This is a genomic window from Paraburkholderia acidisoli, from assembly GCF_009789675.1.
GTDB classification, from domain to species: Bacteria; Pseudomonadota; Gammaproteobacteria; order Burkholderiales; family Burkholderiaceae; genus Paraburkholderia; species Paraburkholderia acidisoli.
On record NZ_CP046916.1, the window covers coordinates 1,007,732 to 1,024,384 of the forward strand.

At 67.1% G+C, this 16,653-nt stretch carries 15 protein-coding genes and 1 riboswitch; of the genes, 12 read left to right on the top strand and 3 right to left on the bottom strand.

Going from position 1 to position 16,653, the window contains the following annotated elements; all coding sequences use genetic code 11:
• Window positions 1-64 precede the first annotated feature (64 nt).
• A complete protein-coding gene (locus FAZ98_RS33405) occupies window positions 65-946 on the top strand; it encodes a LysR family transcriptional regulator (RefSeq protein WP_158958196.1) in 882 nt (293 codons plus the stop codon).
• Between the two features lie 87 nt (window positions 947-1,033).
• Here FAZ98_RS33405 and FAZ98_RS36015 read toward each other — a convergent pair whose 3' ends face one another.
• Window positions 1,034-1,168 (bottom strand): hypothetical protein, encoded by a 135-nt coding sequence (locus FAZ98_RS36015; protein ID WP_267904873.1) that lies wholly within the window; start codon window positions 1,166-1,168, stop codon window positions 1,034-1,036.
• On the bottom strand, window positions 1,165-2,514 hold the full coding sequence (locus FAZ98_RS33410; RefSeq protein WP_158958198.1) for a voltage-gated chloride channel family protein: 1,350 nt from the start codon (window positions 2,512-2,514) through the stop codon (window positions 1,165-1,167). Before FAZ98_RS33410 ends, FAZ98_RS36015 begins: the two co-directional genes overlap by 4 nt.
• Window positions 2,515-2,604: 90 nt before the next feature.
• Window positions 2,605-2,676, bottom strand: a riboswitch (Fluoride riboswitch).
• 259 nt (window positions 2,677-2,935) lie between these two features.
• On the opposite strand from FAZ98_RS33410, the gene FAZ98_RS33415 reads away from it, so the two are divergent.
• The 5 genes from FAZ98_RS33415 (at window position 2,936) to FAZ98_RS33435 (ending at window position 8,030) form a co-directional block, all read left to right on the top strand.
• Window positions 2,936-4,333, top strand: a complete 1,398-nt coding sequence (locus FAZ98_RS33415; RefSeq protein ID WP_158958200.1) for an MFS transporter — start codon at window positions 2,936-2,938, stop codon at window positions 4,331-4,333.
• A gap of 52 nt (window positions 4,334-4,385) precedes the next feature.
• The gene (locus tag FAZ98_RS33420; protein WP_158958202.1) at window positions 4,386-5,654 is read left to right on the top strand and encodes an acyl-CoA dehydrogenase family protein; all 1,269 of its coding nucleotides are present in this window, start codon (window positions 4,386-4,388) and stop codon (window positions 5,652-5,654) included.
• Between the two features lie 14 nt (window positions 5,655-5,668).
• Window positions 5,669-6,187, top strand: coding sequence for a 4-hydroxyphenylacetate 3-monooxygenase, reductase component (gene hpaC, locus FAZ98_RS33425; protein WP_158958204.1), 519 nt, complete (start codon window positions 5,669-5,671; stop codon window positions 6,185-6,187).
• A complete protein-coding gene (locus FAZ98_RS33430; protein ID WP_325073073.1) occupies window positions 6,184-6,897 on the top strand; it encodes an ethyl tert-butyl ether degradation protein EthD in 714 nt (237 codons plus the stop codon). The genes hpaC and FAZ98_RS33430 overlap by 4 nt, the downstream gene beginning before the upstream one ends.
• 212 nt (window positions 6,898-7,109) lie before the next feature.
• Window positions 7,110-8,030 (top strand): LysR family transcriptional regulator, encoded by a 921-nt coding sequence (locus tag FAZ98_RS33435; RefSeq protein WP_158958206.1) that lies wholly within the window; start codon window positions 7,110-7,112, stop codon window positions 8,028-8,030.
• A gap of 30 nt (window positions 8,031-8,060) precedes the next feature.
• Here the strand turns inward: FAZ98_RS33435 and FAZ98_RS33440 are convergent, their stop codons facing one another.
• A complete protein-coding gene (locus FAZ98_RS33440) occupies window positions 8,061-8,783 on the bottom strand; it encodes a GntR family transcriptional regulator (RefSeq protein ID WP_158958208.1) in 723 nt (240 codons plus the stop codon).
• Window positions 8,784-9,119: 336 nt separating this feature from the next.
• Between FAZ98_RS33440 and FAZ98_RS33445 the strand changes: the two genes are divergently transcribed.
• The 6 genes from FAZ98_RS33445 to FAZ98_RS33470 all read left to right on the top strand — a co-directional run bounded on the left by FAZ98_RS33445 (window position 9,120) and on the right by FAZ98_RS33470 (window position 16,534).
• Window positions 9,120-10,367, top strand: a complete 1,248-nt coding sequence (locus FAZ98_RS33445; protein WP_233272983.1) for an iron-containing alcohol dehydrogenase — start codon at window positions 9,120-9,122, stop codon at window positions 10,365-10,367.
• 30 nt (window positions 10,368-10,397) lie between these two features.
• Complete coding sequence (locus FAZ98_RS33450; protein WP_199272506.1) at window positions 10,398-11,852, top strand: NAD-dependent succinate-semialdehyde dehydrogenase; 1,455 nt, start codon at window positions 10,398-10,400, stop codon at window positions 11,850-11,852.
• Between the two features lie 135 nt (window positions 11,853-11,987).
• Window positions 11,988-13,013 carry an Ldh family oxidoreductase gene (locus FAZ98_RS33455; protein ID WP_158958210.1) on the top strand — a complete coding sequence of 342 codons (1,026 nt, stop codon included), beginning with the start codon at window positions 11,988-11,990 and terminating at the stop codon, window positions 13,011-13,013.
• A gap of 98 nt (window positions 13,014-13,111) precedes the next feature.
• The gene (locus FAZ98_RS33460) at window positions 13,112-14,260 is read left to right on the top strand and encodes an LLM class flavin-dependent oxidoreductase (protein ID WP_158958212.1); all 1,149 of its coding nucleotides are present in this window, start codon (window positions 13,112-13,114) and stop codon (window positions 14,258-14,260) included.
• Window positions 14,257-14,793, top strand: coding sequence for a flavin reductase family protein (locus FAZ98_RS33465; protein WP_158958214.1), 537 nt, complete (start codon window positions 14,257-14,259; stop codon window positions 14,791-14,793). The genes FAZ98_RS33460 and FAZ98_RS33465 overlap by 4 nt, the downstream gene beginning before the upstream one ends.
• A 328-nt stretch (window positions 14,794-15,121) precedes the next feature.
• Window positions 15,122-16,534 (top strand): purine-cytosine permease family protein, encoded by a 1,413-nt coding sequence (locus FAZ98_RS33470; RefSeq protein ID WP_233272984.1) that lies wholly within the window; start codon window positions 15,122-15,124, stop codon window positions 16,532-16,534.
• Window positions 16,535-16,653: the final 119 nt, after the last annotated feature.

Sequence of the window (16,653 nt, forward strand, 5' to 3'; positions counted from 1 at the left end):
GCTTTCCGCACCGCAACATATCGGTTCGGTATCGACTTTTCATCGACGACATTCGCCCACGACCATGGATCTGCGCCAGCTTCGCTATTTCGTCACCGTCGCGCGCGAGCGCAATTTCACGCGCGCCGCCGAGCAACTGCATATTGCGCAGCCGCCGCTGAGCCGCCAGATCCAGTTGCTCGAACAGGAGATCGGCGTGCCGCTCCTGATCCGCAACACGCGCCCCGTGCGCATGACCGACGCGGGCCGCCTGCTCTACGAGCAGGCCATTCAGGTGCTCGGCCGCATCGACCAGATGCGCGCCGCCGCGCAGCACGTGGGGCAGCATCAGCGCACGGTGTTTTCGATCGGCTTCGTGGCGTCCACGCTCTATGCGGGGCTGCCCGACGTGATGCGCCAGTTGCGCGAGCGCGCGCCTGAACTCGACATCCAGATGGTCGAATTGATGTCGATGCAGCAGATCGAGGCGTTGAAGGAAGGCCGGATCGACGTGAGTTTCGGGCGCGTGCATCACACCGATCCCGCCGTGGTCAGCATCGTGCTGCAAGAGGAACGCCTTGCGGCCGTGGTGCCCGTCGATTCACCGATGGCACGCGAGTCCACGCCGCTGCCCATCAAGCAGTTGGCCGGGCAAAAGCTGATCGTCTACCCGAAGGAGCCGCGGCCCGGTTACGCCGACCAGGTGCTCAACGTGCTGCACGGCCACGGCGTGGAACTCGGCGAAGTGCTCGAAGTGCGCGAGATCCAGACCGCGCTCGGGCTGGTTGCGGCCGCATTCGGCGTGTGCGTGATTCCGGCTTCGGCGCGGCAGATTCGCCAGGACGTGCATTGCCGGTTGATCGACAGCGACCGCGCCACCTCGCCGGTGATCTTCAATCATCGCGTGAACGACAATTCGAAGTACATCGATCTCGTGAAGCAGTTGCTCGACGAGCGATACGCGTGAAGCGCCGGCCGCCTGTGCCGTCAAGCGCAGCGTTATCGGCCATTTCGAAGCGGTACGCCGAATGAAAGCGGCACGCGTGATCGGCAATCAGATGGCTCGCGTGCCCATGGGAATGGGCGGCAGCGCGTTCATCGCCGCGCTCAGCCCATCGCGCGCCAACGCGCCGATGAGGGAACCGATGCCAACCGCAGCGATCGCGCTCAGACCCGGCATGGCGTTCAACCCGCTTCCGTCGCCGCTTCGCGCGTCAGGTCCGACGCCGTGGCGGTCGACTCCGCGACTGGCCCGGTTGGCGCGGCGGCCAAACGCTCGCGCGCCTTGCGCGGCTTGCCGTGGCCCACGCGTTGCGCGCGATAGATGCCCGTGTGCCCGGAGAACAGATAAGCGGTCACGCAGCCGATGGCGGCGAGCGGCCCGATCTCCGCGCCGAACAGTTCGATCGCCATGAGCGTGGTGGCGATGGGCGTATTGGCCGCGCCCGAGAACACGGCGACGAAGCCGATGCCCGCCATCATCGCGAACGGCATATGCAGCAGCGGCGCGAGCGCGTTGCCGAGCGTCGCACCGATATAGAACAGCGGCGTGACTTCGCCGCCCTTGAAGCCGGTGCCGAGCGACGCGATCGTGAACACGAACTTGGCGAGGCTGTCCCACGGCTGCATCGGCATCTGGAACGAGAGCACGATGTCGGGCACGCCGAGGCCGATGTAGCGATACGCGTCGAGCGCCCACACGGCCGTTGCGATCACGGCGCCGCCCAGCAGCGGACGCAGCGGCGCATACGCGATGCGCGCCTTGACGAAGGCGCCGAGCCGATGCGCGGCGGTGGCGAACGCCATGCCCACGAGTCCGAACACGATGCCCGCCAGCGCCACGGCAATCACGCTGCCCACGCCCACGGCCACGACGTGCCCGATGGCGTAATGCACGTGATGCGCGCCCCATGCGAGACACACTTGGTCGGCGACGATGCCCGCCACCACGCACGGAAAGATCGCGTCGTAGCGCATGCGCCCGATCGCCAGCACTTCGAGGCCGAACACCGCACCGGCGAGCGGCGTGCCGAACACCGAAGCGAAGCCCGCGCTCATGCCCGCCATCAGCAGAATGCGGCGGTCTTCGTGGTTCAGACGAAACACGTGCGTGAGCTGATCGGCGAGCGCGCCGCCCATCTGCACGGCCGTGCCTTCGCGCCCCACCGAAGCGCCAAACAGATGCGAGACGATGGTGCCGCCCAGCACCAGCGGCGCCATGCGCAGCGGCACGACTTTCTTCGGGTCATGAATTTCGTCGATGAGCAGATTGTTGCCCGCGTCGACGGGTTTGCCGAGCCGGTGATAGACCCAGCCGACGGCGAAACCGGCGAACGGCAGCAGCCAGATCGCCCAGCGATGCGTTTCGCGCCACGCGGTCGCGCCGTCCAGCACGACGAGGAAAAACGCCGACGCGCTGCCCGCGAGCGTCGCGACGAGACTGGCGATCAGCAGCCACTTGCCGAAATACGGCAGCAGTTCGAGTTGCTCGATATGACGAAACGAGCGGCGAGATGAGCGGCGAATAGAGTTCATTGGTCCGGAGCCTGTGAAACGACGGGCTGACCAACGAAGCGCTGACAAGTGGAGGCTTCAGACGAGCGCCCACAGCTCCGACGAAGGTCAGTAACTGTAGGCGTCATTAACCGCGAACGAACGTGCGGTGGTTAAGGGAGGAACGCCATCTCCAAGGGCGTGACTATACACGAAAAAGCGCACGAAAAGCGCACGAAAAGCGTACGAAAGCGCGCACGAAAATGCGTGCCTCGAAATCCATGAAACGCACCCCGCCCACGCGAATGCACTGCGCCGCAACATGCATCGCATTCATATCCGCCATTTTTGTTCGTCATTTGACCCGCGTTTGCGCCACTTTTATCGTGAGGTCCAGTCGTCCGGTGTGGTTCGCCCCGCGTTGCGCGTGCAGCGCGGCATTCAACTTCAGCCCGTGATCGCCATGAACCCCAACGCCGTCAATCCGGATTTGAGCGCGCCGCGCCGCGATGCATTCCCTGAGGCATTCCCTGCGCCGCAAGCCACCCGTTCTGCCAGTGCGAGCGTCGTGAAGCGCGCCGTCACCACTGCGGTGCTCGGCCAGATTCTCGAGTGGTACGACTTCTTTCTCTACGGCACGGCCGCCGCGCTCGTGTTCGGCAAGCTGTTCTTTCCCGTGGGCACCGACCCGCTAACGGGCACCATCGCCGCGTTCGGCGGCTTCACCGTGGGCTTCATCGCGCGGCCCATCGGCGGCGTGCTGTGCGGCCATCTGGGCGACCGCTACGGCCGCAAGGTCACGATGATGCTCACGCTGCTCACCATGGGCGTGTCCACCGTGCTGATGGGCGCGCTACCCACCTACGTGCAGATCGGCATTGCCGCGCCCGTGCTGCTCGTCTTGCTGCGCATTCTGCAAGGGCTCGCGGCGGGCGGCGAATGGAGCGGCAGCATTCTGCTGATCCACGAAAACGCCCCGGCCTCGAAGCGCGGCGCGCTCGCCGCGTGGAGCCCGAGCGGCGCGGCGTTCGGCTTCGTGCTGTCTTCGGCGGCATTCCTGCTTGCGCAGAACCTGCCTGCCGCCGACTTCCTGAGCTGGGGCTGGCGCTTGCCGTTTCTCGGCAGCGCCGCGCTGATCGTGCTCGGCCTGTGGATTCGCCGCTCGGTGGGGGAAAGCGCCGCGTTCGCCGAGGTCAAGGCGACGAAGCACGAAAGCCACATGCCGGTTCTCGACGTGCTGCGCCAGCATCCGCGCGAAGTGCTCACCGTGTTCGGCCTGCGCTTCGGCGAAGGCGGCGCCTCGTATATTTTCTTCGCGTTCTCGATCGCGTATGGCCAGTTTCTGCATGTGAAGTCCGCGTGGATTCTGGGCGGTCTCACCGTCTCCATGCTGCTGCTGATTCCCGTCTCGCTGTTCGTCGGGCATCTCACGGACAAGGTGGGCCGCAAGCCCGTGTATCTCGTGGGCGCGCTCGCCATCGTCGCCATCGCGTGGCCGTATTTCGTGCTGCTCGGCTCGGGCGAATACTGGAAAGTGATGGCGGCGCTCGTGCTCGCGAACAGCGTCACGCTCGGCATTCTCGAAGGCGCGCAACCCGCGTTCATCAGCGAAATGCTGCCGGTGCATCTGCGTTACTCGGGCCTCGGCATCGGGCGAGAACTCGCCTCCGTGCTCGGCGGCGGTCTCGCGCCGATGGTCGCCACGGGCCTGCTCGCGCACTATCGCGGCGCGGGACCCGTGGCCGTGTATCTCGGCGGGCTCGGTCTTGTCACCGTGATCGCCACGATCTGCGCGCGCGAAACCTTCCCGCGCGCGGCACGCCTCGCCGCACGCCAACACGATCTTCAGCAATCCCAATGATTGGCGGATCGCACCCCCGCACTCATTAGAAACACGTCAGGAGATAGTCCGCATGCATGCCCTGCATTCCGTTCACGCCGAGACCGGCGAAGATCATGACGTCGACAAGAATGTCGACATCGGCACCAATAATCGCACCGACATTCGCACCGATATTCGCGCCGCCGACACGCCGCAAGCGTGCGCCGCGCCGCTCTCGCTCGACGCCTTGATCGCCGAAATCGAGCGCCGCCGCGACGAATTCGACACGCTCTCGCACATTCCGCGCGACATGATCGCGCAAATGAAACGCGCCGGCATCTTCCGCGCGGGCACGCCCCAACGCTTCGGCGGCGACGCGCTCGCGCCGCACCGCTTTCTCGCGATCCTCGAACGCATCGCCATCGCCGACGGCTCGACCGCGTGGGTCGCCGCGTTCGGCAGCGCCAACACCTATCTCGCCGCACTGCCCGTGGAAACCCAGGCGCAGATCTACGCGAGCGGCCCCGACCAGGTGTTCGCGGGCGGCCTTTATCCGCCGCAAAGAGGCGAGCGCGCGCCGGGCGGCTTCCGCGTGAGCGGTCAATGGCACTTCGCGAGCGGCTGCAAGGGCGCGGACTGGATCGGCGTGGGTATCGGCGGCGCGCCCGGCGCACCCGGCGAGCCGAACGCGGGCAAGCCGTTCACGGCCGTGTTTCCCGCGCGCGAAGTGGAGATCGTCGAAAACTGGAACGTGGTCGGCATGCAGGGCACGGGCAGCCACGATCTGCGCCTGAAGGACAAATTCGTCGACGAACGCTGGACCTTTTTGCGCGGCAGCACCGCCGTGATCGACGAACCGCTTTATCGCTATCCCGCCGTGTCGTATCAGGCGCAGGTGCACGCGGCCGTCAATCTCGGGCTCGCGCGCGCGGCGCTCGACGTGCTCACGGGTCTTTCCGGCGTCACGGCCACGACCACGGGCGCGCCGCGCCTCGCCGACCGCGCCTATTACCGTGCGGGACTCGCACAAGCCGAAGCGAGCCTGCGCAGCGCGCGGGCATTCTTCTTCGAGTCGGTGGAAGCCGCGTGGGACGCCATACTCGCGGGCGACGCCGTGTCGATCGAACAGGCGAACCTGCTGCGCCTGAGCGCCACGCACGCCGCGCATGCCTGCGCCGAGGTCGTGATGAACGCGTACAAGATGGCGGGCATCGGCGCGATCTATCGCGAAGGCCGCATGCAGCGGCTCGTGCGCGATTCAATCGTGGTCACGCAGCACGGCTTTCTCGGCGAAGGCACCTACGATGCCGCGGGCGCGGTGTTCGCGGGCATCGCGCCGGTGGTCACGCCGTATCCGTAATGCGCGAGGCCGCCATGACTCACGACGAAGACCGTTTGCGCTTTCGCGAAGCGATGGCCTCGCTCGCGGCCGCCGTCAACGTGATCACGACCGACGGGCCGCGCGGGCGCTGCGGCATTACCGCGAGCGCCGTGTGCCCGGTGACCGACTCGCCGCCCACCATGCTCGTGTGCATCAATCGCGCGAGCCACGCCCACGACGTGCTGCGCGAGAACGAGAACGTGTGCATCAACGTGCTCGGCGCGCGCGATCAGGAACTCGCGCGCGTGTTCGCGGGCATGACGGGCTGCACCATGGACGAGCGTTTCGCACGCTGCGCGTGGACGCGTGGCGCGCTCGACGTGCCCCTCCTCGCCGGAGCCATCGCGAACCTCGAAGGCACTATGTGCGAAAGCAAGGAAGTGGGCTCGCACTCGGTGTTTTTCGTGCGCATCGCGCAGATCGTCTTGCGCGACGAAGCCGATAGCCTCGTGTATTTCCGCCGCCGGTTTCATCGGGTGTCGCCCGGCGAACTGCTCTGCGAGGCACCATGACGATGCAGGCCTGCTGCTATTTCACGGCCGCGCCCGGGGCCCGTGTTGCGAATGACGCCGATACGGCGGCGCTGCTGCGAGACGCACGCGACATCGCCGGATTGACGCAGTTGATCGTGCACACGGCAATGCCGCTCGCGCCCGACCCGCACATCGCCGCGAATCACGACACGACGCACGGTGCGCCGCCCTGCGTGGTGCAGGCGTATTTCAGCGACCTGTGCGCGCTGGAAGCGGCGCTGGAATGCGATGGCGCGCTACACCGCGCCTTGCAGCGCGCGGCGCCAGCCGCACCGGCGGGCGTGTCTCCGTTCACGCAGCAAACCATGGCCGTGCGCCGCTATGCGCCGTTGCACGCACGAGCGCTCGACGCCGAACGCGAACGCTGCACGTATCTCGTAGGCTACGCAGGTCCCGCCGACGACTTCAACGCGTGGCTCACGCATTATCTGCAGCATCATCCGCCCTTGATGCTGCAATTGCCCGGCCTGCGCGAACTGGAAATCTGCACGCGGCTCGACGTGCGCAGCGGCTTGCCTTACGCGTTCGACGGCTTCATGCAGCGCAACAAGGTCGTGTTCGACGACGCGGCCGCGCTCGCGCGTGCCCTCGCCTCGCCGGTACGCGACGCCATGCGTGAGCACTTTCACGCGCTGCCGCCGTTTCAGGGCGCCGCGCCGCATTTCCCCATGCGCAGTTGCCACGCGTGAACGTCCGCGCGCGCATCGCACCACGTCGTCGGAGCGCGCGTGTATATTCGCAGCGCGATTCGCACGGCGGGTTCCCCATGCTTTCACGAGTAGCTTCGCGCCGCTTTTCACGTGTACATTCGCGTGTACGTTCGCCAGAGATTCCCCCGCATCGCACGCCCTGATCCGCCGCACCGTTTCGGGGCGCGCGGCCGCCGCCCGACACGAAGCGCATGAGCCATCCCAATCTCGCCGTTGCCGACCTCAACCTGCTGCGCGTGTTCATCGCCATCTGGGATTTGCGCAGCCTGACCGCCGCGGGCGAGCGGCTCGGCCTCACGCAGCCCGCCGTGAGCCACGCGCTGCGCCGCCTGCGCACGCGCTTCGACGACCCGCTGTTCGTGCGCACGCCCGCCGGCATGGTGCCCACCGACGCCGCGTACCGCCTGTATCCGCCGCTCGCGCAGGCGTTCGCGATGATCCACGAAGCGGTGCAGCAACTCGGCCAGTTCGATCCGGCCACGGCGCAGCGCGTGTTTCGTCTGTCGATGTCGGACATGTCGGAGTTTTACTTCTTGCCGCCGCTGCTCGCGAAGCTGGACAAGGAAGCGCGCGGCGTGCGCATCGAAGTGGCGAACCTGCCCGTGGATTCGGTGAGCGCGGCCATGCGCGCGGGCGAAGTCGATCTCGCGCTCGGCTACGTGCCCGGCCTCGACGCCGACTGCTTCGCGCAGAAGCTGTTCGTGGACGAGCACGTGTGCGTGATACGCGCGGGGCATCCGTTTCGCGCGGCGAAACCCACGCGCGACGACCTCGCGGCGCTGCGCTACGTGTACGCGAGCACCAATGCCACGGGCCATCGCATGGTCGAGCGCTGGCTCGACGACCTGAACCTCAAGCGCGACGTGGCGCTGCGCGTGCCGCATTTCGTGGTCGCGCCCGAGATCGTCGCCCATACCGATCTGGCCGTGATCTTTCCGAAGAGCATTGCGAAGCGCTTCAACCGCGGCAAGGCGTTTCGCATTTTGCCGCTGCCGTTCGCGCTGCCGCCCATCGACATTCAGGTGCACTGGCACGTGCATTTCGCGTCCGATCCCGGCGTGGCGTGGCTGCGCGCGACGATCTACGAAATGTTCCAGCAAACGCAGGAATAAGGCCGCAAAAAAACGCGCGAAGGAGCCGCTCTACTCCATCAGCTCGAAAAACGGCGCCATGCGCGCGCGCGATTGCTCGATGTGAAATGCCATTGCCGTGGCGGCTTTTTTGCCGTTGCCGTCCGAGAGCGCCTTGACGATGGCCGCGTGTTCCTTGATCGCCTCGTCGGTCACCGTGGTGTGATAACGCAGACGAAACAGATGCGTGTGTGCGTAGAGGCGCGCGAGCGCGTCGGCGGCCAGCTCGTTGCCGCTCTGCTTCGCGATCCACGCGTGGAAATTCGCGTCCTGCACGGCGAATTTGCCGTACGCGAGCTTCGAGTGGTCCTTCGCGAGCGCCGTCATGCCCGCGGCGAGGCGCGCCAGTTCCTCGCGCATTGCGGGGGCGAGATGCTTCGCGGCGCGCTCGGCCATGTACGGCTCAAGCATCAGGCGCATGTCGTAAGTGTCTTCGAAGCGGCGGCGGCTCGGCATGGGCGCCGCGCTAAAGCCCACGTTGTGCGTCTTCACCACCAGCCCTTCGCTTTCGAGGCGAATGAGCGCCGCGCGGATGGGCGTTTGCGACACGCCCAGTTCGCGCACCACCGCGTCCACGGCAATGCGCGTGCCGGGCGCGATTTTCAACGAGATCAGTTGCGAAAGCAGCGTGTCGTAGACGCGGTCGCCCATCGACGCCGCGCGCACGAATTCGGCCGGCGCCGCCTGCGCGGGCATTGAGAAAAGCGTTTCGCTGGTGGATTCCGGAGTGGCCATCTGCCGTAGTTCTGCCTAAGTCGTGGTTGACGTGAATCATACCGTCAAGCTAGTATCGATCCAATCGGATATCAGATCGTATCGGATTTTACAAATACGCGCCGATGGACGGCGAGAGCCGGCACTCCGCACCCGTGAGCGCCGGCGTTGACACGCCTCGCGAACCGCGAGCGTCATCGCGCACCGCCTAGCACACGTTTCGCCCACGCTTCGCACACGCGTTGCCTGCACCCGCGCGTGCCGCACCGTCCGTGCGCGGCCTCGTTTTGGCACCCTCACCCGCCTGGCCCGCTGGCGCAGGCATGACCTTGCATGACTATTCATCAGGATCCCGAAATGATGAGAACACCACAGCCGCTCGACCATCCCTTCGGCGTCATGCGTGCGCCACGCGAGCTGATCTTCGGCGATGGCCACCGCGCCGTGCTCGGCGAGGTCGTCGCGCCGCTCGGACGCAAGGCGCTCGTCTGCACCGACCGGCGCTTCGCGGCTTCGGCCGCCATGGACGGCATGCGCGCGAATCTGGCGGAAAAAGGCATCGAGGCGCGCGTGTTCGACGGCACGCTCGCCGAACTGCCTTCGGACAGCATTCACGCCTGCGTGGAGCAATGCCGCGGCTTCGCACCCGACATGGTGATCGGCGTGGGCGGCGGCAGTTGCATGGACATGGCCAAGCTGGTCGCGCTGCTGCTCACGCACGGCGGCCCGCTCGAGCGCTACTACGGCGAATTCAAGGTGCCGGGCCCCGTGCTGCCCGTGATCGCCCTGCCCACGACCGCCGGCACCGGCTCCGAAGTCACGCCCGTGGCCGTGCTCGCCGACAGCGCGCGCGATCTCAAGGTCGGCATTTCCTCGCCGTGGCTGATTCCCTATGCCGCGATCTGCGACCCCGAACTCACGCACACGTGCCCGCCCGCGCTCACCGCACTGTCGGGCGCCGACGCGCTCACGCACGCCATTGAAGCGTTCACCGCGATCCGTCATCCCGCCGATCCGCTGATCGCGCACCAACGCGTCTTCGTCGGCCGCAATGTATTCAGCGATCACCACGCGCTCGAAGCGATCCGCGCGATCTTCGGCTATCTCGAACGCGCCGTTGCCGAACCCGGCGACGCGCAGGCCCGCAGCCAGCTGATGTACGGCTCGGTGTGCGCGGGCCTCGCGTTCGGCGCGGCGGGCACGGCGGCCGCGCACGCGATCCAGTATCCCGTGGGCGCGCTCACGCACACGCCGCACGGGCTCGGCGTGGCGGCGCTGCTGCCCTACGTCATGCGCTTCAACGCGAGCGCGTGCGAGGCGGAGCTCGCGCGCATCGGCGCAACGATCGGCGTGGCCGGATCGCCGCAGGCGCGCGCGCACGCTGCGATCGAGCGCACGCAAGCGTTGTGCGCGAGCATCGGCATTCCGCGCACGCTGGCCGATCTCGGTCTGCGCCGCGATCAGCTCGACTGGGTCGCGGAACAGTCGATGCTGGCCGCGCGCCTCATCAACAACAATCCGCGCCCGCTCACGCTCGACCACGTAAAAACGCTCGTGCGCGACGCCTTCGAAGGCGTGGCGACCGACACGCGCGCCCTTGCCTGATTCGTTTATCAACGGAGATCGACTCTCGTGCTGACCCCAACCCGCGAACCTCACGAAGTGCCGAACGAGCTGTTTATCGGCGGAAAATGGCTGCCGTCCACGTCCGGCAACCGTATCGACGTATTCGACCCGTCCATGGAAAAGCTGATCGCCACGGTGCCCGACGCCACGCTCGAAGACGCTGCCGCCGCGCTCGACGCGGCTCACGCCGCCGCCGCGTCCTGGGCCGCCACGCCGCCGCGCAAACGCAGCGACATCCTGCGCCGCGCCTACGAGCTGATGCTGCGCGACGCCGAAGCTATCGCCGTGCTGATCTCGCGCGAAAACGGCAAGGCGCTCGCCGACGCACGCGGCGAAGTGGCCTACGCCGCCGAGTTTTTCCGCTGGTATGCGGAAGAAGCCGTGCGCATCAACGGCGAGATCAGCGTCGCGCCGAGCGGCCAGGCCCGCACGCTGGTGCAGTATCAGCCGATCGGCATTGCGCTCCTCATCACGCCGTGGAATTTCCCCGCGGCGATGGCCACGCGCAAGATCGGCCCGGCGCTCGCGGCGGGCTGCACCTGCGTGCTCAAACCGGCCACGGAAACGCCGCTCACGGCGTTCTTGATCGCGCAACTGCTCGCCGAGGCGGGCGTGCCCGACGGCGTCGTTAACGTGCTCACCACGTCCACGGCGGGCAAACTCACCAACGCGATGCTCGACGACCCGCGCGTGCGCAAACTCTCGTTCACGGGCTCGACCGAAGTGGGCCGCGTGCTGCTGCGCAAGGCCGCCGACTCGATCGTGCATTGCTCGATGGAACTGGGCGGCAATGCGCCCTTCGTGGTGTTCGAAGACGCCGATCTCGACGCCGCCGTGGACGGCGCGATGATCGCCAAGATGCGCAACGGCGGCGAGGCGTGCACGGCGGCGAACCGCCTGTACGTGCATCGAAACGTGATCGGCGAATTCAGCGCGAGGCTCGCGCAACGCATGAGCGCGCTGGTGGTGGGCGACGGCGCGCACGCGACCACGCAATGCGGGCCGCTCGTGAATCGCGCCTCGCTGAACAAGGTCGCCGCGCTCGTGGACGACGCGCGCGAGAAAGGCGCGCGCGTGCTCACGGGCGGCGCAAGACTCGATCGCGCGGGCTACTTCTACGCGCCCACCGTGCTCGCCGACGTGCCCGCGAACGCCGCGTTGCTGTGCGAGGAAATCTTCGGGCCGGTCGCGCCGATCGTCGCGTTCGATCGCGAAGACGAAGCCGTGCGCCTCGCCAACGACACGGAATACGGCCTCGTCGCCTACGTCTACACGCGCGATCTCGCGCGCGGTCTGCGCGTATCCGAGCGTATCGAAAGCGGCATGATCGCGCTCAATCGCGGCCTCGTGTCCGATCCGGCCGCGCCGTTCGGCGGCGTGAAGCAGAGCGGCCTCGGGCGCGAAGGCGCGCATCACGGGCTGCTCGAATTCATGGAAGCCAAATACATCTCGACGAACTGGTGAGCGCAGCGGCGCGCGCCGCCGCATGGCATCGGGACAAGAAACTATGACGTTCAGTGCAAACACCTATTCGATGTCGGCGGGCAATTTGACGCCCGTAGACTCGGATTCAAATCGAACTGCCACCCAGAGGTCGGAATGATCGTATCGGTCGACACCGTGCGCGCCACGCTCGAAGCCGCGCTGCGTCATGCGGGCGCGAGCGCCCCGCACGCGGCGCTGCAGGCGGCGCTGCTGATCGAAGCGGAAATGCGCGGTCTCGCTTCGCACGGTTTGCTGCGCCTGCCGCGTGTCGTCGAGCGCATTCGCAACGGCGTGTGCGCGCCCAACGCCGAAGGCGCGCACACGTGGCGCGCTTCGCACGTGCTCGACGTGGACGGCCAGCAGGGTCTCGGTCCCGTGGTCGCCATGCGCGCGCTCGACGCCGTATGCGAACGCGCGGCCGAGGGCGGCGTGGCCGTCGCCTGCATTCGCAACAACAATCATCTGGGCATGCTCGCGTGGTACGCGCAAACCGTGGCCGAACGCGGCTATACGCTCATCGCGCTTTCGACCAGCGAGGCGCTCGTGCATCCCTGGGGCGGACGGCGCGCGATGCTCGGCACGAACCCCATCGCCATTGGCGTGCCGGCCGGCGGCCCGCACGCGCCGCGCCCGCTCGTGATGGACATGGCGACAAGTCTCGTGGCCATGGGCAAGATCCACGACTACGCTAGCCGCGGCGCGCCGCTCGAAGCGGGCTGGGCGCTCGATGCCGATGGCGAACCCACGCTCGACGCCCAGGCCGCGAAACACGGCGCGATTGCGCCGTTCGGCGGCGCGAAAGGCTACGCACTCGGCCTCGCGTTCGAAGTGCTGGTCACGGCGCTCACAGGCAGCGCGATCGGCACGGACGTCACCGGCACACTCGACTCGCACACGCCGTGCAACAAGGGCGACGTGTTCGTGGTGATCGCGCCGCAACGCGATCCGGCGTTGCACGCCCGCGTGGCCGCGTATCTGCGCGCCGTGCGCGCGTGCGAACCCGCCAACGCGCAGCGCCCCGTGAGCGTGCCGGGCGACCGCGCCGCCGCGAGCCGCGAGCACGCGCTCGCGCACGGCATCGACGTGAACGACGCGCTCTGGGACACGCTCGAGACGCTCGCCGCCGCGCACGCCGTGTGACCGCTCGTCGGCACGCGTTTCGCCGCACCGGTCGGCGCGCGCCGCCCGCCCGACCCGCCCATCGACATCGCTTCTCAACCCGGACTTAGCTCATCACCATGAACGCACCCGAGTTTGCCGCCACCGGTACGCCACGCCGCACGGGCATCGACAGTCCGCACCGGCTCAAGATCGGCCTTTTTTCCAGCAATCTTTCCGGCGGCCTCGCCGTGACGACCGTGCCCGAAAGCTGGTCGGGCAACTGGGCCGACAACCTCGCGCTCGCGCGCCTCGCCGATCAGGCGGGCCTCGACTTTCTGCTGCCGGTCGCGCGCTGGACCGGTTACGGTGGCGCGGGACACTACGCGCAGTCCGTGCTCGATCCGGTCACGTGGGCGGCGGGCGTGCTCGCGGCCACGCGCGACATTTCCGTGTTTTCGACGATCCACACGGCGTTTCATCATCCCGTGGCGGTCGCCAAGCAGATCGCCACGCTGCAGGAAATCGGCGCGGGCCGCGCGGGCCTGAACATCGTGTGCGGCTGGAACAAGCAGGAATACGAGATGTTCGGCATCACGCTGCCCGACGACCACGGCACGCGCTACGGGCTCGGCCAGGAATGGTGGGACGTGATCTCGAACCTCTGGTCGAGCGAGTCCCACTTCGACCACGCTGGCCCGCACTACACCTTGCGCGGCGTGGCAGGATTGCCGCGCCCGGCCGCCGACAAGCCCGTGCGCGTGCTCAACGCGGCGTCTTCGGCGCAGGGCCGCGAGTTCGCCGTGCGCAATGCCGACGTGCTGTTCACCGTACTCACCGAACTCGAAAAGGGCCGCGCCGACGTGGCCGCGATCAAGCAGGCGGGCACGGCCGCGCAGCGCGAGCTGGGCGTATTCACGCCGTGCTACGTGGTGTGCCGCCCCACGCGCGCCGAGGCCGAGGCGTATCACCGCCATTACGCCGATACCCACGCGGACCACGCCGCCGTCGAGCGCCTGATGGCGCTGCAAGGTGTGCATTCGCAGTCGTTTCCGCCCGACGTGTACGAGCGGTTTCGCATTCGCTTCGCGGGCGGTTCGGGCGTGTATCCGCTGATCGGCTCGCCCGACGACGTGGCCGCCGAACTCGCGCGCATCAGCGCGGCGGGCTTCGACGGCGTCACGCTGTCCTTCGTCGACTACCTTGCCGAACTGCCCTATTTCGCCGCTGAAGTGCTGCCGCGCCTCGCCCGGCTCGGCGTGCGCGAGGCGCTGGAGGTGGCGGCATGAACGCGCCGGAAGCCATTGCCGCTCCCGGCCTCGCCGCTGCCGAATTCAAGCGCGGCATGCGTCAGCTCGCGGCCTCGGTGAGCATCATCACCGCGCACCACGCGGGCCAGCGCGCCGGACTCACGGCCACCGCGGTCACCTCGGTATGCGCCGACCCGCCCACCTTGCTCGTCTGCGTGAACCGGTCGAGCCAAACCTTCCCGCTGATGCGCGCGGCGGGCCGCTTCAGCGTGAATCTGCTCGCCGCCGAACACAGCGACGTGGCCGCGCGTTTCGCCGATGCCGCCCTGCACGGCGAGGCGAAATTCGCGCACGGCGTGTGGCACGCCGGCGACAACGGCGCGCCGCGCCTGCATGCCGCGACGGCCACGTTCGAGTGCGAAACGCGCTCGCTCAGCGAGGTGGGCACGCACGGCATTTTCGTGGCCGCCGTCACGCGCATTCACGTGGATACGGGTCGCGCGCCGCTGCTCCATTTCGACGGTGCGCTCGTCACGCTGCCCCCCGCCGCGAGCGCGTCCGCGCGGGGCTGACACCGCCCGCGCGCGACGCGCGCTTCACGACCATCCCGAGCCCGTCCCGCCACGCTGTACCGTGGCGCGGACGGGCATTTCGCGTGGTTTCCGTTTGGCTTTCAATCATCAGGATTCCGATCTATTTTGTTACCCGGAACGCTGCGGGAAAACCCGCCTGGGGCTCGCTAGGTATTTGCATCTAGCTACTTAGATAGCCAACCCAGTTCGCTGCTTTTTTTTTCCGCAATACGCTTGCTCACATGCCACAAAAACGTCGATACAACGACGATCGAACGCAAAACGGCGCGCGAAAACCCATCCCCCGAACCGTACCAGGAGCAAGAGAGTGAAAGAAAGCGAAGACTTGTCCACCCAGATGGAAGACCACGCGCTCGAATCCGTGCCGGAAGGCGCGCGCCAGGGCTGGGTGAAGCTGTCGTGGAACACGGCGGGTATCGTCACGACGCTCGTGCAGATGTTCATCGGCGCGCTCATCAGCTTCGTCGCGGGGCTGAAGATCGCGCTGCTCGCAGGCGCGTTCGTGACCATCGTCGGCTCGCTGCTCGGTTGGGGCGTGGGTCACGTGGCGTATCGCACGGGCCTCTCCAGCACCGTGCTCACGCGCAAGCACGGCTTCGGCACGCGCGGCTCGGCCATCACCGCGTTCTCGTTCGCGTTCATGATCACGGGCCTCGCCGCGCTCGAAAACGTGCTGCTCTACAAAGGCTTTCGCTTCTGGTTCAACTTCGACGACACGCTCACGAACCGCACGCTCGTCTACGGCGTGCTGAGCCTCGCGTGGATCCTGCTCACGGCGTTCGGCTTCAAACTCGTGTCGAAAGTGTCGAGCGTCACGCTCGTCGCCATGCTCGCGCTGCTCGCCTTCATCGTGTTCCGGGTGGTGGACGGTTCGGGCATGAGCTGGGCGCAAGCCATGAGCTTCGGCTCGCAAATGCCCGCCGACGTGCTCAAGTCGATGGGTGCCGTGAGCGACTTCGGCAAGTTCACGTTCTGCGTGAACGTGCTGATCGGCACGGCGGGCGCGCTCGCCATGATCGACGCCGACCTCGGACGCTACGCGATTTCCTCGCGCGACGTGGGCATTTCGGCGCTGATCGGCAATCTGTTCCTCGACTTCATCATGATTGCGGTGGGCGGCATCGTCATGTATGCGGGCACGGGCCAGCTGGTCGCGCACTACGTGGCCAACGGCATGAGCCAGGCCGCCGCGAGCGCCGCCGTGCTGCACAGCCCGGACAGCGTGGCTTCCGCGTTCATCGTGTTCGGCGGCGTGCTGGGCGGCGTGCTGATGGTGCTCGCGCAGTCCAAGGCGCAGGTGCTCAACACCTATAGCTCCTCGCTCTCGCTCACGAGTTTCTTCGACTCGACCGTCAACTGGCGCCCGGGCCGCTTCACCTTCGTGGTGCTCGGCAACGTGATTTCGGCGCTGTTCCTGATCGGCTCGATCCTCGACTGGTTCAACGCCTTCATCACCGTGCTGGGCGTACTCATGACCTGCTACGCGGGCATCATTCTCGCCGATTACTTCATCGTCTCGCGCGGCCGCACCACGAGCACGCCCGCCGTCAACTGGCCCGGCGTGAGCGCCACGGTGGTGAGTTTCGTGCTCGCGCACTACGTGCTCAACACGCTCGTGCCGATCGAATTCTTCACTTCGCTGATCGGCGCGCTCGTGCTCTACCCGTTGTTCTGCCGCCTCATGCCGCGCCGCCAGCTCGATCTGCAGGCGCAGTCCTGAGCACACGCGCCCGGCGCGGCGGGTGCCGCCCCGGGTTCGCGTGCCGCATGGCTGGCTGTCTCGCTCGCAGCCTCGTCCGCTGTTCCTTTCGATAACGAAGCGCCGCCTTGTCACGCGGC

Bases quoted from the DNA above. Each gene is read 5' to 3' on its own strand.
- FAZ98_RS33405 (WP_158958196.1), top strand. From the start codon at position 65: ATGGATCTGCGCCAGCTTCGCTATTTCGTCACCGTCGCGCGCGAGCGC.
- FAZ98_RS33410 (WP_158958198.1), bottom strand. From the start codon at position 2,514: ATGAACTCTATTCGCCGCTCATCTCGCCGCTCGTTTCGTCATATCGAG.
- FAZ98_RS33415 (WP_158958200.1), top strand. From the start codon at position 2,936: ATGAACCCCAACGCCGTCAATCCGGATTTGAGCGCGCCGCGCCGCGAT.
- FAZ98_RS33420 (WP_158958202.1), top strand. From the start codon at position 4,386: ATGCATGCCCTGCATTCCGTTCACGCCGAGACCGGCGAAGATCATGAC.
- hpaC (WP_158958204.1), top strand. From the start codon at position 5,669: ATGACTCACGACGAAGACCGTTTGCGCTTTCGCGAAGCGATGGCCTCG.
- FAZ98_RS33430 (WP_325073073.1), top strand. From the start codon at position 6,184: ATGACGATGCAGGCCTGCTGCTATTTCACGGCCGCGCCCGGGGCCCGT.
- FAZ98_RS33435 (WP_158958206.1), top strand. From the start codon at position 7,110: ATGAGCCATCCCAATCTCGCCGTTGCCGACCTCAACCTGCTGCGCGTG.
- FAZ98_RS33440 (WP_158958208.1), bottom strand. From the start codon at position 8,783: ATGGCCACTCCGGAATCCACCAGCGAAACGCTTTTCTCAATGCCCGCG.
- FAZ98_RS33445 (WP_233272983.1), top strand. From the start codon at position 9,120: ATGATGAGAACACCACAGCCGCTCGACCATCCCTTCGGCGTCATGCGT.
- FAZ98_RS33455 (WP_158958210.1), top strand. From the start codon at position 11,988: ATGATCGTATCGGTCGACACCGTGCGCGCCACGCTCGAAGCCGCGCTG.
- FAZ98_RS33460 (WP_158958212.1), top strand. From the start codon at position 13,112: ATGAACGCACCCGAGTTTGCCGCCACCGGTACGCCACGCCGCACGGGC.
- FAZ98_RS33465 (WP_158958214.1), top strand. From the start codon at position 14,257: ATGAACGCGCCGGAAGCCATTGCCGCTCCCGGCCTCGCCGCTGCCGAA.